18 protein-coding genes and 1 pseudogene are annotated in these 15,025 nt (G+C 42.4%); 18 read left to right on the top strand and 1 reads right to left on the bottom strand.

Annotation, left to right across the window (positions count from 1 at the left end; genetic code table 11):
- Positions 1-172: 172 nt before the first annotated feature.
- Positions 173-775 (top strand): annotated as a pseudogene (locus CSV61_RS00640) (vitamin B12-dependent ribonucleotide reductase); the annotation flags it as partial.
- A 234-nt stretch (positions 776-1,009) separates the two neighbouring features.
- Positions 1,010-2,437 carry a carbon starvation CstA family protein gene (locus CSV61_RS00645; RefSeq protein ID WP_099637698.1) on the top strand — a complete coding sequence of 476 codons (1,428 nt, stop codon included), beginning with the start codon at positions 1,010-1,012 and terminating at the stop codon, positions 2,435-2,437.
- Positions 2,438-2,550: 113 nt separating this feature from the next.
- Here CSV61_RS00645 and CSV61_RS00650 read toward each other — a convergent pair whose 3' ends face one another.
- Positions 2,551-3,540, bottom strand: a complete 990-nt coding sequence (locus tag CSV61_RS00650; protein WP_099637699.1) for a DUF1385 domain-containing protein — start codon at positions 3,538-3,540, stop codon at positions 2,551-2,553.
- Positions 3,541-3,662: 122 nt separating this feature from the next.
- Between CSV61_RS00650 and CSV61_RS00655 the strand changes: the two genes are divergently transcribed.
- From CSV61_RS00655 to xseA, 16 genes are all read left to right on the top strand, one after another.
- Complete coding sequence (locus CSV61_RS00655; RefSeq protein ID WP_099637700.1) at positions 3,663-4,088, top strand: hypothetical protein; 426 nt, start codon at positions 3,663-3,665, stop codon at positions 4,086-4,088.
- 70 nt (positions 4,089-4,158) lie between these two features.
- Positions 4,159-4,605, top strand: coding sequence for a type II 3-dehydroquinate dehydratase (aroQ, locus tag CSV61_RS00660; RefSeq protein WP_083030705.1), 447 nt, complete (start codon positions 4,159-4,161; stop codon positions 4,603-4,605).
- Complete coding sequence (locus CSV61_RS00665) at positions 4,599-5,660, top strand: M24 family metallopeptidase (RefSeq protein WP_199173568.1); 1,062 nt, start codon at positions 4,599-4,601, stop codon at positions 5,658-5,660. The genes aroQ and CSV61_RS00665 overlap by 7 nt, the downstream gene beginning before the upstream one ends.
- 24 nt (positions 5,661-5,684) lie before the next feature.
- The gene (gene efp / locus CSV61_RS00670) at positions 5,685-6,242 is read left to right on the top strand and encodes an elongation factor P (protein ID WP_083030711.1); all 558 of its coding nucleotides are present in this window, start codon (positions 5,685-5,687) and stop codon (positions 6,240-6,242) included.
- Between the two features lie 276 nt (positions 6,243-6,518).
- Positions 6,519-6,728, top strand: coding sequence for a hypothetical protein (locus tag CSV61_RS00675; protein ID WP_029054553.1), 210 nt, complete (start codon positions 6,519-6,521; stop codon positions 6,726-6,728).
- Positions 6,729-7,106 carry a stage III sporulation AC/AD family protein gene (locus CSV61_RS00680; protein ID WP_083030713.1) on the top strand — a complete coding sequence of 126 codons (378 nt, stop codon included), beginning with the start codon at positions 6,729-6,731 and terminating at the stop codon, positions 7,104-7,106. It abuts the gene before it with no gap.
- Positions 7,107-7,141: 35 nt separating this feature from the next.
- Positions 7,142-8,041 (top strand): stage III sporulation protein AE, encoded by a 900-nt coding sequence (locus CSV61_RS00685; RefSeq protein WP_158233742.1) that lies wholly within the window; start codon positions 7,142-7,144, stop codon positions 8,039-8,041.
- A gap of 9 nt (positions 8,042-8,050) precedes the next feature.
- A complete protein-coding gene (locus CSV61_RS16650) occupies positions 8,051-8,218 on the top strand; it encodes a hypothetical protein (protein ID WP_156890497.1) in 168 nt (55 codons plus the stop codon).
- A gap of 64 nt (positions 8,219-8,282) precedes the next feature.
- Positions 8,283-8,705 carry a hypothetical protein gene (locus CSV61_RS00690; RefSeq protein ID WP_083030718.1) on the top strand — a complete coding sequence of 141 codons (423 nt, stop codon included), beginning with the start codon at positions 8,283-8,285 and terminating at the stop codon, positions 8,703-8,705.
- Positions 8,692-9,243 (top strand): SpoIIIAH-like family protein, encoded by a 552-nt coding sequence (locus CSV61_RS00695; RefSeq protein ID WP_083030721.1) that lies wholly within the window; start codon positions 8,692-8,694, stop codon positions 9,241-9,243. The genes CSV61_RS00690 and CSV61_RS00695 overlap by 14 nt, the downstream gene beginning before the upstream one ends.
- Before the next feature lie 276 nt (positions 9,244-9,519).
- Positions 9,520-10,023 (top strand): acetyl-CoA carboxylase biotin carboxyl carrier protein, encoded by a 504-nt coding sequence (gene accB, locus CSV61_RS00700; RefSeq protein ID WP_099637703.1) that lies wholly within the window; start codon positions 9,520-9,522, stop codon positions 10,021-10,023.
- 13 nt (positions 10,024-10,036) lie between these two features.
- Positions 10,037-11,383 (top strand): acetyl-CoA carboxylase biotin carboxylase subunit, encoded by a 1,347-nt coding sequence (accC, locus tag CSV61_RS00705; RefSeq protein ID WP_099637704.1) that lies wholly within the window; start codon positions 10,037-10,039, stop codon positions 11,381-11,383.
- Positions 11,384-11,399: 16 nt separating this feature from the next.
- The gene (locus tag CSV61_RS00710; protein ID WP_083030728.1) at positions 11,400-11,786 is read left to right on the top strand and encodes an Asp23/Gls24 family envelope stress response protein; all 387 of its coding nucleotides are present in this window, start codon (positions 11,400-11,402) and stop codon (positions 11,784-11,786) included.
- 501 nt (positions 11,787-12,287) lie between these two features.
- The gene (nusB, locus tag CSV61_RS00715; RefSeq protein ID WP_029054561.1) at positions 12,288-12,662 is read left to right on the top strand and encodes a transcription antitermination factor NusB; all 375 of its coding nucleotides are present in this window, start codon (positions 12,288-12,290) and stop codon (positions 12,660-12,662) included.
- 78 nt (positions 12,663-12,740) lie between these two features.
- Positions 12,741-13,610: a bifunctional methylenetetrahydrofolate dehydrogenase/methenyltetrahydrofolate cyclohydrolase FolD gene (gene folD, locus CSV61_RS00720; protein ID WP_099637705.1), complete on the top strand. Its 870-nt coding sequence runs from the start codon at positions 12,741-12,743 to the stop codon at positions 13,608-13,610.
- Positions 13,611-13,673: 63 nt separating this feature from the next.
- On the top strand, positions 13,674-15,023 hold the full coding sequence (gene xseA / locus CSV61_RS00725) for an exodeoxyribonuclease VII large subunit (RefSeq protein ID WP_099637706.1): 1,350 nt from the start codon (positions 13,674-13,676) through the stop codon (positions 15,021-15,023).
- Positions 15,024-15,025 lie beyond the last annotated feature (2 nt).

Genomic DNA, 15,025 nt, shown 5'->3' on the forward strand with positions numbered 1-15,025 from the left:
TTACTAAGTGTTTGTGAACCTTGCCACCGAATAATTCATTCTGGTAATAATCATCCTAGCAAGTTTAAACAAAAATTAAAATCGGTTGATGATATAGTCTGACCCATGTGGCGACATATGGAGCGGGTACTGATAACCCCGCCCTCCTTGAGTAAGGAGAGTAACAAAAGTGAGTACTGGAACAATGGTAGGAGTTTCAACTGGATTAGAACCTTATTTCTCATTCACATACTACCGCAGCGGACGTCTAGGTAAATTCATTGAAGTAAAAGCAGAGATTGTAGAAGAGTATTTGCAGGCTAATCCTGATGCAGATCCGGACAACTTGCCTGAGTGGTTTATATCTTCAATGGAACTAGCGCCAGAAGCACATGCGGATGTACAATGTATCATTCAGCGCTGGATCGACAGCTCTATCTCTAAAACAGTTAACGCACCGCGTGGCTATACAGTGAAGCAAGTTGAAAGTGTCTATGAAAGATTGTATAAAGGCGGAGCAAAAGGCGGTACAGTGTACGTCGACGGTAGCCGTGATGCACAAGTGCTGACTCTGAAAGCGGAAGATAATATTCCCGACACAGAAGAGGTAGTCGACGTGACAGAACAGCCAAAAGTCGTGCTCGTCAATACGATTCAAGCATTGCGTTCTACCAACGTCACGATCGGTTCAGAAGTGGGCGACACGTGCCCGGTTTGCCGACAAGGTACAGTAGAAGAAATTGGTGGATGTAATACGTGTACGAATTGCCAAGCGCAATTGAAGTGTGGACTATAATTAAATAGTAGAAAAACCCCGAATGCTCTTATATGCATTCGGGGTTTTTATGTGCAAAAAATGTAATGTTTGCCAACTCTTTCGCTTAACATATCAAGTAGCATCAATAAGTTGAATTATTTTAAAAATCTATGTTGATATAATTTTCAAATTATTATATACTAATAAAAAATTGTTTGATTTATTAATAATCAATCAGACAAATATATTAAAAGACGAGAAAGAAGGGTTTTTATGCTGACATTTTTATCATCTATCGTCTTGCTAATTATTGGTTACCTAACGTATTCGAAAGTGGTTGAAAAGGTATTCGTAATTGATGATGCAAGGAAAACACCCGCTTACACACAGGCTGATGGGATGGATTATGTGCCGATGAGCTGGTGGAAAGGCTGGTTGATTCAATTACTGAACATTGCAGGTTTAGGTCCGATATTCGGCGCGATTGCAGGTGCGTTATATGGACCTGTTGCATTCATTTGGATTGTGTTCGGCAGTATTTTTGCAGGTGCCGTACATGATTATTTTTCTGGAATGTTATCATTAAAACACGGTGGCGCTCAATTTCCTAAAATTGTAGGGGAGTATTTGGGTGATATCGCAAGACGTTTCATCAATGTGATTTCCGTTGTACTAATGGTTCTGGTGGCGGCTGCCTTTACTGCAGGGCCAGCTCAACTCATTTCATCCATTACACCGCTATCATTTATAGTATCTCTTATCATTATATTTGGATACTTCGTGTTGGCAGCCATCTTGCCGATCAATAAAATTATAGGACATTTGTATCCGTTGTTCGGAGTGGTTTTGATTGTTATGGCTGTTGGAATCGGTGGCGCATTACTATTTGGACCCGAGAAAATTCCGAATTTAACTTTGCAGAACTTACATCCTGGAGAATTACCTATTTGGCCATTGCTGATGGTGACGATCTCTTGTGGAGCAATTTCTGGTTTCCACTGTACGCAAAGTCCAATTGTTTCTAGAACGATGAAAAAAGAATCGGAAGGCCGTAAAGTATTTTACGGTGCAATGATTGCAGAAGGCGTCATTGCAATGGTCTGGGCTGCGGCTGGGATGACATTCTTTGGCGGTACGGCAGGACTACAAAGTGCTCTCGCTGCGGGTGGTCCAGCAGGTGCTGTAAATGAAATCTCGAGCACATTGCTTGGATCGTTTGGCGGGATGTTAGCTATTTTAGGGGTCATTATTTTGCCAATTACGACGGGCGATACGGCTCTTCGTTCAGCGCGTATGATTTTCACTGAAGCGACTTCCAAATGGTTAAACCCGGGTAAAAAATGGGTGATTCTTGCTACGACATTGCTGTTAGGTGTACCTATGTTCTATCTATCAACTATCGATTATTCGTTCTTATGGCGTTATGTTGGCGGAACGAATCAATTAGTAGCTGCCGTCATGCTCTGGACAGCAACGTCTTACTTAATTAGAGAAAAACGAGCGCATTGGATCGCAGGAATTCCTGCAATGTTCATGACCGCAGTTGTCGTGACGTACTGGATGTATGCGCCTGAAGGTCTGCATCTTGACTACGCTGTATCGGTAGGCACAGGAATTGTAGTATCAGGTGCAATTGGGGTATTTTACTTGCTGAAAGTGATTCAAGCGAAACAAGTCCCGGTGATTGTTAGCGAGCAATAAAAAGAAAGGGCCTTTAGCGAATGCGCTAAGGGCCCTTTCTTTGCTCTCGTATAATTTTTGTAGAAAAGTAAAAGCCTCGAACTAAAAATACATTCGAGGCTCTTTGTTTAACTTTATGATAGAAGTGGTTTTGGCTCTTTCGCTTCATCTGTTTCTACCGCAATTTGTGGATTCAACACACCTACTCCGTGTTCTTCCACTTCCAATAATTTTTCGAAAGAAGCAATGGCAACTTCTACTTGCTTGTCGTCTGGCTCTTTTGTTGTCAGTAATTGTAACCAAAGTCCAGGGTAGCCTAGATAACGAAGTACCGGTACGTTGCGCACTGCGTTCGTTAACTGTAATACTTCAAATGACACACCGAGTACTACAGGAATCAATAAAATTCGATTAAGGACGCGCAACCACAGTGGATCAGTTGGCACTAAGAAGTAAATGAACATTCCGACGATCACCGTAAACAAAATGAAACTACTACCGCAACGATAATGTAATCGAGATTGTGACTGTACGTTTTCTACTGTCATTTCCATATTACTTTCGTAGTTATTGATGACTTTATGCTCTGCACCGTGATATTGGAAAACCCGTTTGATTAGCGGTGTCATGGAAATTAATCCAATATACGTTAGCAACAAGAATAGTTTAAAGAAGCTCTCGATCATAATTTGCGCTGTTTTACCGGGTGCAACGGATTGGAACAACTCTGCTAAGAAAACAGGAACGAGTGTAAAGACGAACTTACCGAAAATAAACGATAACACTCCGACAGCCGCCACGCCAAGAATCATCGCGAGTTTCGACGTCTCTTCTTCTTTCGCATGTTCTTCTTCTTCACCAGGCATCACGTCGTAGCGATCACTCGCAAACGTCAGATGCTTCGAACCATTACCAGCCGATTCAATTAACGCGACGATTCCGCGGATTAAAGGAATCTTTTTTAATTTAGTACGTACAGGATGTGATTCTCTCGGTACGTGGTAGTACTCGATCGAATCATCTTTGCGACGAATTGCTGTCACCGTATCTTTCTTTCCGCCAAACATTACACCTTCTATAAGTGCTTGACCTCCGTAAGCTGGAGGAGTTTTCTGTTGACTCATAACATACCCACGCTTTCTGTCGTAAGAAACGATATTCCCATTGTACTAAAAAAAGTGAAATTGCACCATTGAGATGTTTAAAAATGTGTAAATAACCCGACACTGGAATGGGAGGTATTGTTATGAAAATCACTACTACGCATGTCTGGACCGCTATTATGGCTGCGGTACTCTCTATAATTTCACTGAAATTCCTACAGGTTTTTAAATTTATAAAATGGTCGCCAATTGGCTGGACAAAAAAACTTCATATGTTTACGACGTTTCCTGGTTGGCTTAAATGGGTCGTATTAGGAGTGATCTGCTTCTTGCTGTTCTTTATCCTATACTTTATGGCGCGATTGACGTGTAAAGTTCCACCAACTGTTTCTTCACTGATCGTCACAATTATCGCCATTCTCTTCATTGAATGGATGATCCATGTCAAAGGGGATTTGACGATGACACAATTCATTAAAAAAATATCGATACCATTTGCTTGTCTGTTTGCCATGATCTTTCGTTTTGTCATTGGGACGTCTGTCTATATGAAAAAAACGTTCGGCTAAAACAGTTTTAGTATGTCCTGCTCACTCATTGTGCTAAAATAGGAAGGAAAAATGAGTGGGAGGGGATTAAATGGAACTGTTACTCTTAAATGGTCCAAACCTGAACCGGCTAGGCAAAAGAGAGCCGGATATTTACGGGGCGGAGACACTTGCGGATATAGAAGGCCGGATTCAGCGTCTGGCCAATGAATCGGACATTACGCTTTCATGCTTTCAATCCAATATAGAAGGCGAGCTCATCAACCGTATTCACGATGCAGGGGATCAGGAAATCGATGGGATTATCTTTAATCCAGGCGCATTTACACACTACAGCATTGCCCTTCGTGATGCGATCGCTTCTATTTCCGTTCCGGTAATTGAAGTTCATATCTCCAACATACATACTCGCGAAGAGTTCCGGCACACGTCTGTCATTGCGCCTGTAGCGGCAGGACAGCTTTGCGGTTTTGGAACAGCGGGCTACGATCTTGCCTTCCAAGCGTTTTTGTTAAAACGAGAGGAGAGACAATCTTGAAAATAGAGAAATTGAGAAAATTATTGAAAGAACAGCAACTCGATGCATTAGTTATCACAAATCCTTACAACCGTCGCTATATGACGAACTTCACAGGATCTGCAGGGACTGCGATTGTTTCGCAAGATGATGCAGTGTTCATTACTGATTTCCGTTACATGGGGCAAGCCAATGACCAACTGTCTGGCTATCGTATTGTCCAGCATACAGGCACGATGATACAGGAAATTGCGAACCAAGTGAAAGAAATGAAGATCGATACACTAGGCTTTGAAAAAGAAGATCTAAGCTACAGCCAGTTTGAAGTGTATAATGAACATATAAAAGCAAAACTAGTGCCAGTCGCTGGTTTAATAGAGAAGCTGCGTTTAATCAAGACACCAGAAGAAATCACAGTATTAAAGCAAGCGGCGGCAATCGCAGACGCGGCATTCGTCTATATTTGTTCGGTCATCCAAGCAGGTAAAACGGAGCTGGAAATTGCCAATGAATTGGAATTCTTCATGCGGAAACAAGGCGCGACTTCCTCTTCATTTGACATAATTGTTGCTTCTGGCGAAAGAGGGGCTTTACCGCATGGGGTAGCATCTGATAAAGTGATTGAGACTGGTGATTTAGTTACAATGGATTACGGAGCCCTCTATAATGGGTATATCTCTGATATTACGAGAACAGTTGCGATCGGTGAGCCTTCTGCTAAACTTCGTGAAATCTATGAAGTCACGTTACGCGCCCAAGAACTGGGTGTAGAACAGATCAAGCCTGGCATGACAGGTATCGAAGCCGATGCGATTACACGCGACTATATCAAGTCTAAAGGCTATGGTGAAGCATTCGGTCATTCGACGGGTCATGGGATCGGCATGGAAGTTCACGAAGCTCCAGCCTTATCGTTCCGCTCCAAAACAGTGCTTGAACCGAATATGGCGGTAACAGTGGAACCTGGAATCTATCTTCCTGGTATTGGTGGCGTGCGAATTGAAGATGATATACTAATCACAGAAACAGGTAATGAACGTTTGACAAAGTCTACTAAAGAGCTGCTTATTTTATAATCGCTTAAAAATGGAGGAATACGAATGATTTCAGTAAACGAATTTCGTACAGGATTAACAATTGAAGTGGATGGTGACATTTGGCGCGTAATGGACTTCCAACACGTAAAGCCAGGTAAAGGTGCAGCGTTTGTTCGTTCGAAACTACGTAATTTACGCTCAGGAAACGTCAATGAAAAGACATTCCGTGCGGGAGAAAAAGTAGAGAAAGCACAAATTGACAACCGTAAAATGCAGTATTTATATGCTGACGGAGATATGCACGTATTCATGGATAACGAATCATACGAGCAGATTGAACTATCTGAAAAGCAACTTGAATATGAACTGAAATTTTTGAAAGAAAACATGGAAGTGCATGTGATCACGTATAAAGAAGAAGTACTAGGCGTTGATTTGCCAATAACAGTTACGCTTGAAGTAGCCGAAACAGAACCTGGAATTAAAGGTGACACAGCAAGCGGCGGTTCTAAGCCAGCTAAGATGGAAACTGGCGTTGTCGTCCAAGTGCCATTCTTTGTTAACCAAGGTGACATGTTGGTCATCAACACAGAAGAAGGAGAATACGTTTCTCGCGCATAATTAGATATGTAACGAGGGTGTCCCAGAAATGGGGCATCCTTTTTTGCGTGGGACAAAATTCAAGTACAAAATCTCAGTTCAATGTGAGTGGTTCGTGATGGATTCTCCAGCTGTCAGAGTTTTCCCTGGGCACGCGTCCCCTCTAAAGCGCAAATCTCCACCTCCACACAAACTCTTTTCTTACTCTTTCAACCCACAATGACCCCTATACTTTTATACGTTTGCATATCTTAGAAGCATGATTCATAGAGTGGACTATGGAGGAGGCGTAGCGGGATGGAACTGAATGATTTATTGCGCATCGCCGGCGTCGGATTGGTGATAGGGGTACTTCACGTGTTCTTCGAGCAAACAGGCAAGAAGGAGTTCTCATTTTTCCTATTTTTCTTAGCATACCTGTACATCTCGATCGAGTTGCTGATGTTCCTCAGGATATTCTTCACAGAGATCACGGAATTCTTTAGCTGGCTATCCATGGCGATGTAAATGGCAATTCTCTTTCAATTATTTGTCGTGTATCTCTTGCTACTTTTGCTTTCATTTGCTGCACCTGCCCTGCATCCCATTCTCTATACCGCACTATTCTTACTGGTCACAGTGTATGTATTGTTCACGGTTCTTGTACCTTTCGGGTCGACATTGTTAGCGTTGACGGATAAGTTACCGTCGCCTTATGCAACGCTGCTGGTAGTGAGTGCAGGTCTGTATTATGTAGCGGAGGTTCTGTCGCTTCAGATGAAAGACGAAGGGTACGGGGCATATGGGCAGCTGTTTCAGACCAGCATGAAAGTAGTCATCATGACATTGTGGCTGCCGTATATCACGCAATTGATTGAGACGATTCACGCGTTCATTCCCTGGTGAACGAATCCTAACATTAATGAATGGACGAGACTTCTATGCTGAATTTTCTGCAGGAAAGTATCGCGGGCATCATCGGACCATTTTTCTTGTTGCTCATTATGCTGCTCATTGCTTCTCTGGTCGATTTCTTTCTTCCGGCGTTTCAAAAGTGGACGAGGTTTCTGTTGCTCATCCTCATTTTAGTGTTGTTAATTGAACCGGCTAGAGAAAGTTTTGAGCAGATTCAAGTGATCACGCATTCCATTGCTTCTTTATTCCTTGGCATGTACCCGCTAATTGCCGCGATGATTTTGGCATCTGGTGCAACGTTTGGCGTCTTGAATTTCCAACCCGCTATGCTGTTATTTGCGCAAGGGGCTGTCGTGTTTGCAGATAAGTTCCTATTGCCAGTGCTATTGACAGCGCTGTTGTTCGACATCTTTACACGATTGGTGCCGGAAATTGCTTTCACGAGAATGGCGGATTTATTGCGTACGTCATTGCTTGCGCTTGTTTCTGCCATGGTTGCAGCGTATTCCATTTTCATCACAGCAGGTGGTGCGTTGTCCTGGACGATGAATGGAGCTTTGAATGAACCGTTAAAAGAGCTGATTAAGAATAATATTCCGGTTATCGGTTCATTGTTGACTGATACGCTTGGATCGATCGGCCGTTATTCTTCCGGTGCAACGGCTTATATGAGTGTTTGGTTGCTCGTATCCATCTGGACGATTGCGTTATTGCCGGCGGTGAGGATTCTATGTATTGCCTTTTTATTTAGATGGACTGCAGCAATCGTTGAACCGTTTTCGCAAAGGGAAATATGCGGGTTATTGGATGATATCGGTCGTACGTTGTTTGTGTTATGTGCTATTTCGTTTTTGCTGACATTCGCTTTCATCTATACAACAATTTTCATTGTGACGTTCATTAAACTGATGACGTTTGGGAAATGAGGCGAGTGTATGGAAGTGTTTTTATTGGGGCTGGCAAACTTGGTAATCCTTGCACTAATTATTCAATTGCTAGCGAGCCGTGAAATGGAAAGGTTATTTATTCCATTGTGCAAAGTAGCGATTGGCATATGGATTTTGCAATATATTCTACAATTCGCGAGTCATAAGTTACTGTGACGCTACATATTATGCAAATGTAGAATTCGTTTTAGTCAAATCACGTTGAGATGGTGATGGAACTATGGAAAAGCCCACAGGGAAACCCCGATTGATCATGATCGGTTTGATGGTTATGGTGTTTAGCATTTTATACATCACCAGTACGGCGAATGTAGGAGGGGAGAAACAGAAAAAAGAAGAGAAGCGCATGTTGTCAACACTTGAAGAAACACTTGAAGAAATGAAAGGGCTAGGAAAAGTGAAGGTGTATTTTCATTACGATGAAAAGGAAGAAGAGAGCCCGTTAGCCAATTATTTCTCTGCTTCATCCGACGTAAAAAGCCAATCTCCTTTGCAGGGGTTGCTCGTCGTGGCGGAAGGGGCGGAAGATCCGGCCGTACGAAACGGACTATCACAACTCCTAGCCAACGTCCTACAATTGCCTGAACATCGTATCGTTATCGTGGAAATGAAGAAAAGGGGGAATCAACATGAGAGCCAATAAACGAACAGTTTGGTTTTTAACATTACTTAGTCTAGTCGCAGTGATTTCAATCTACTACGTGAAGAAGGAAGCGCCGATGCCGTTTGACGGAATTGCGATCTTCACGAAAGAAACAAAGGACGCAACGAATCTACTCGAAAAGGAAGGCAAGTCGGAGGAAGTGAAGCCAGTCTTTGCTGAATCGTATATTTTCCAAGATATGCGTATGGAAGTACGTAATGAACGCAGTGAGACGGTACAACAGTTGACAGAAAAAATGACTTCTTCTGATTTCTCTGCTGAAGAGAAAAATGAAATTTTTAATGAAATTGCTGCATTACGAAAAGTAAGTTCCACAGAAGCTTTGATGGAGATGCAAATCGCAGCACTTGGTTACCCCGAAGTGTTTGTACGTGGAGATGGTGATCGTGTCAACGTCACTGTGTTATCAAATGAAAGCCACTCACCGAAGATGGCGGATGAAATAACACAGTATGTCATGTCAAGCTGGGATGGCGCGCAAACTGTCAAAGTAGATTTTGCAGAAACAAAAGAATAATGCCAAAAGGAAGTCCATTGGGCTTCCTTTTTTCATGGGAAATTAATTGTTAGGAATAGTTATAGGATTTGATTCATAATTCAGATGTATGAGTCAACTCTATAAAATCATTAGATAACCCAATGACGTTTTTTTGCATAAATTGTCATAAAGTTTGCAGCTGATTGGGATTATTCAAGAATAATAGAATAATTTGCGTCTTTACTATTCCATATTTACTGTAAAACGACTATCATAGAATATGGTAGCTAGAAAAATTAGTTAGGAGAATCAGATATGTTGAAAATTCAAGAAATCAGAGAAATTATTAAGCTTATCGATCAATCATCCATCCAGAAGTTCTCATTGGAATCAGATGGAGGGAAGATTAAACTTGAAAAAAATGACGGACAAGCCGTGACAACGGTTACAGAAACACCACAAACACCACAAGCAGCACCGACTCCAGCTCCGGCAGCACCTGCAGCAGCAGCTCCAGCAACTCCAGCTCCCACAGCAGCACCGGAAGCTCCAGCAGCTGAAGTGGTAACTGACGAAACACTACACAAAATCACTTCCCCTATGGTTGGAACATATTATCAGGCTTCATCACCAGACGCAGAAGCATACGTTAAAAAAGGTGATCAAGTGACAGCTGAATCCATCGTTTGTATTGTAGAAGCAATGAAACTATTCAACGAAATTGAATCAGAAGTGAATGGTGAAATCGTTGAAATCTTAGTACAAGACGGTCAACTTGTGGAATACGGACAGCCTTTATTCCTTGTTAGAGAAAACTAAGGGGGAGTATCTAATGAAAAAAGTATTAATTGCAAATCGTGGAGAAATTGCCGTGCGAATTATTCGCGCGTGTAAAGAAATGGGGATTAAAACGGTAGCTGTCTATTCCGAAGCAGATGCAGAGGCGCTACACGTTCAACTAGCAGACGAAGCAGTTTGCATCGGACCACGTCTATCGACAGACAGTTATCTAAACTTCTCAAACGTCATCAGTGCTGCAAAAGCAACTGACTGTGACGGGATCCATCCTGGTTATGGTTTCCTTGCAGAGAACGCGAGCTTCGCAGAACTTTGTGAAGAAGTAAATATCGAATTCATCGGACCCACTGCAGAGGCCATTTCCAAAATGGGTACAAAAGACGTTGCACGCAATACAATGGCGTCTGCAGGAGTTCCGATCGTTCCTGGTTCTGATGGTATTGTAGATGATGCAGACCATGCACTTAAAATTGCAAAAGAACTTGGATTCCCCGTGATCATCAAAGCAACAGCTGGTGGTGGCGGTAAAGGGATTCGTGTAGCGCGTGATGAAGACGAGCTAGTAAAAGGCGTGAAAATCACACAAAAAGAAGCGGCTGCGGCATTCGGGAACCCAGGTGTCTATATTGAAAAATATATCGAAGTATTCCGTCACGTAGAAGTCCAAGTACTTGCTGACAAGTATGGTAACGCGATTCATTTAGGTGAGCGTGATTGTTCTATCCAGCGCCGTATGCAAAAGCTAGTCGAGGAAGCTCCATCTCCTGCGTTGACTCCTGAATTGCGTGCAGAGATGGGTGAAGCGGCGGTTAAAGCGGCTAAAGCTTGTAACTATCGCGGTGCAGGTACTGTAGAATTCATTTTTGATCATATCAATCAAAAATTCTATTTCATGGAAATGAATACACGAATTCAAGTGGAACATCCTGTAACAGAAATGATCACAGGAATAGACTTGATTCAACAACAGCTAAAAGTAGCAGCAGGTGAAGAATTAGCGTTTACACAAGAAGATATTACATTTAATGGCTGGTCCATTGAATGCCGGATCAACGCAGAAAATCCGGATAAGAATTTCATGCCATCCCCAGGTAAAGTGACTATGTATCTACCTCCAGGCGGCTTTGGTGTACGTGTTGACTCAGCCGTGTACCCAGGTTATACGATTCCACCGTTTTACGACTCTATGGTCGCAAAGCTGATCGTTCATGCGGATACACGTGAGCAAGCGGTCGCTCGGATGAAACGTGCATTGGATGAATTCGTAGTGGAAGGCGTCCATACAACGATTCCATTCCACGCAAACTTAATGGATAATGATATATTCCAGTCTGGTGATTTTGATACAAAGTTCTTAGAAAAGTACGACGTCATGAAATAATTGGAGGAGAAGTGTAATGGCTGATAAAACAAATGCATCGTTTGTCGGAATGACACCGTCTGGAGATGCTGCACTCGGACGAGTCCAACTCGCACCTGAAGTACTCGAAGTCATCATTGGCATCGCCACATCAGAAGTAAATGGAGTGATTGCTACCCAAGGAAATTTCGCGTCAGGTGTTGCGGAGAAGTTGGGTAAAGTGATGTATGGAAAAGGTGTAAAAACCGAATGGGCAGATGAAGGACTAAAAATCGATGTGTATTGCATTATCGAGTACGGCCATTCCATTCCTACGATCGCGACGAAAATTCAGAGCGAAATTCGCCAAGCTATTTTGAATATGACTTCGCTTCAAACACATGAAGTGAATGTACATATAACAGGCATTCATTTCGAAGACTGAAGAGGTCTTATTCAATAAGCGCATAACCGAAGACAAACCTTTTAATGGGTTTGTTTTCGGTTTTTTGTTGTGTGAGTTCAATAAGTAAGTTAAGACCGATAAAGGCGAAGCGGGTAATGAGCGGATATAGGCAGAGATAGAGCGCTTGACGTAAAGTATGAGCGTGCGAGGACTTTGATAGAGCGGTTGAAAGTGAATATAGAGCGGATTTGAATAAATTATGAGCGCTTAGACAAATGAATGAGCGAAACTTACATGGTCCTCACTAGTGATCTACAACGAACACTTTAAATCGCACTAAGGAGGTGATTGGAAGTACATCTGGAATGACGATTTAGTGCTGTTTACATGCTTACTAACTATCACTTGCTCAGCTAATTATGAACATCTTGATCAAAAACGTAAACTGATGACATAAAATCGCTTGATTCCACTAGTTCTTTTCTTACCTTTTGTGCTATCATTAGGTTTTGAAGATGAGCGGTAGAGGAGATAACAATTATGAAACGACGAGAAGCACGTGAAAAAGCAATTCAAACACTGTTTCAGCTGGATAATAGCGAGATGAACGTGGATGAAGCGATAGGTTATATTGTAGAAACCCCGCTTGATTCATTCTACGAACAACTAGTTCGAGGTACAGCGGAACACCTGACAGAAGTTGATAGTGAAATTACAAATAAATTGGAAAACTGGACCATCGATAGATTGCCTAAAATCGAAAGAACTGTATTACGATTGGCTGTCTATGAACTCCTTTATAACGAAGAAGTTCCGAATCGGGTCATCATGAACGAAGCGATTGAGCTATGCAAAACGTTCGGTGACGAAAAGTCAGGCCGTTTTGTAAATGGAGTACTTTCTAAATTCCAATAACCGAAATCGTCACTACTAATTACAAGCTTGAGCTCGATCAACTTTCTGTACAAATAAAAAAAGTTTGGTGGGAAAATCATGTCTAGTAAAAAGATTGATGGAAAAGCAATAGGACAAGAAATCCGGAATGAATTAAAAGAAGAAGTGGCTTCTTTAGTTGCACAAGGTGTTCAACCTGGACTGGCTGTTATTTTAGTTGGGGAAAACTCAGCATCCGAGACATATGTGAAAAACAAGGAGAAATCCAGCAAGGAAGCGGGTATGAAATCCGTGCTGACTAAATTGCCGGAGACTGTGTCAGAAGAGGAGCTTCTAGCTGAAGTAGAGAAGCTTAACGAAGACGATACAATCGATGGTATTTTGGTGCAATTGCCATTACCGAAACATATTGATGAAAACAAAGTCATCCGCGCGATCAGCCCCGAAAAAGATGTCGATGGATTCCATCCGATGAATGTTGGGAAAATGTTGATCGGTCAAGAAACATTCTTGCCTTGTACACCATACGGTATTATGCAGTTGCTTGAGCGCTCCAATGTAGATATCGCAGGCAAGCACGCAGTTATTATTGGTAGAAGTAATATCGTAGGGAAACCGATGGGGCAACTTCTATTACAAAAAGATGCAACGGTGACGTATTGTCATTCCCGTACAGAAGATTTGAAGAAATTTACGCAACAAGCAGATATTTTAATCGTTGCTATTGGTATAGCTAAATTCATTACAGGTGACTACATTAAAGAAGGCGCAGTGGTGATTGATGTCGGTATGAACCGTGATGAAAATGGCAAGCTATGTGGAGACGTTGATTATGAATCAGCTGAGAAGCAAGCTAGTGCTATTACACCTGTACCAGGCGGAGTAGGTCCAATGACAATTACGATGCTATTGAAAAACACCGTCGAAAGTGCGGAGAATAAATTAAAGGCACGTACACAAAATAAGTAATTCTAATCGAGAGACGCTCACCATGGGCGCCTCTCTATACATAAAAGGGCAGGTGATGGAAACATGTCCAATCAAACTTTTTTAACCGTTCAAGCGCTAACGAAATATGTCAAACGCAAATTTGACGCAGATCCACATTTACGGAATGTGTATGTAAAAGGTGAACTGTCGAACGTTAAGCTGCATCCGTCCGGACATATTTATTTTACATTGAAAGACGATAAGACGAGAATTCAGGCGGCCATGTTCCGTTCCCGTTCCAACACACTTCAATTTAAGCCTGAAAACGGTATGAATGTACTAATTACGGGAGATGTGACGGTGTTTGAAACGGCAGGATCGTACCAACTCTATGTACAAACAATGGAGCCAGATGGTATAGGGGCGCTGTATCTAGCTTTTGAACAGTTGAAAAAGAAACTTCAGCAAGAAGGGTTGTTTGAAGAACGATTTAAGCAAGCTATTCCGCCAGTACCGCAACGTGTAGGTCTCATTACAGCTGAATCGGGTGCCGCGCTGCGTGATATGTACTCCACCATTAACCGACGTTTTCCAATGGCGGAGATGCATTTATATCCCGCTCTCGTGCAAGGACGCACAGCAGTTCCTTCGATTGTGAAAGCGATTGAACAAGCGAACAAAATGGCAACTGTCGATGTATTGATTGTTGGCCGAGGCGGGGGGTCCATTGAAGATTTGTGGGCATTCAATGAAGAGGATGTAGCACGTGCGATTTTCTCAAGTCGGATTCCAATCATCAGCGCAGTCGGACATGAAACCGACACGACCATCGCGGATTTTGTGGCAGATTTACGTGCACCGACGCCAACTGCAGCAGCAGAAATGGCTGTACCGGATCAGCTTCAATTATTTCAACACTTGAAAAATCAACAGCGTTCGATTTATTTAGCGGTACAGACCTTAATTAAACAGTTGAACAAGCGTTTAGAGACAGCGCAAGCGGCCTATCCGCTACAATACCCCGAACGATTATATCGTCCTTTCATCGAGAAGCTCGACAATCTCGAAGATCGACTACAACGCGGCAGTGAGGCGGTTGTCCAAGGAAAGCGTATGAGCTTCGATCGTCTACATGCAGGTTTTCAGTACTATACACCCATTCGACGTATTCAGCTGGAACAGCAACAGAGGAAACAACTGAAAATGCGTTTGAATCGTGCTGCAGAACATTCTATTAAACAGCGTCAGCAACATTTCATATCGCTAATGCGTATGATGCAAGCCCTGAATCCATTACAAGTAATGGAAAGAGGTTTTTCAATCGGTTATAAAGATCATGAAGTGATTAAATCTATAAAAGATGTAGCAAGCGGAGATCACGTGACGCTTCAATTAGCAGACGGATCTATTTCCACTATAGTAGAAGGAATCATTCCAAAGGAGGTCGAGTAAGG

The sequence above is a fragment of the Sporosarcina sp. P3 genome (assembly GCF_002743415.1).
Classification (GTDB): Bacteria; Bacillota; Bacilli; order Bacillales_A; family Planococcaceae; genus Sporosarcina; species Sporosarcina ureae_A.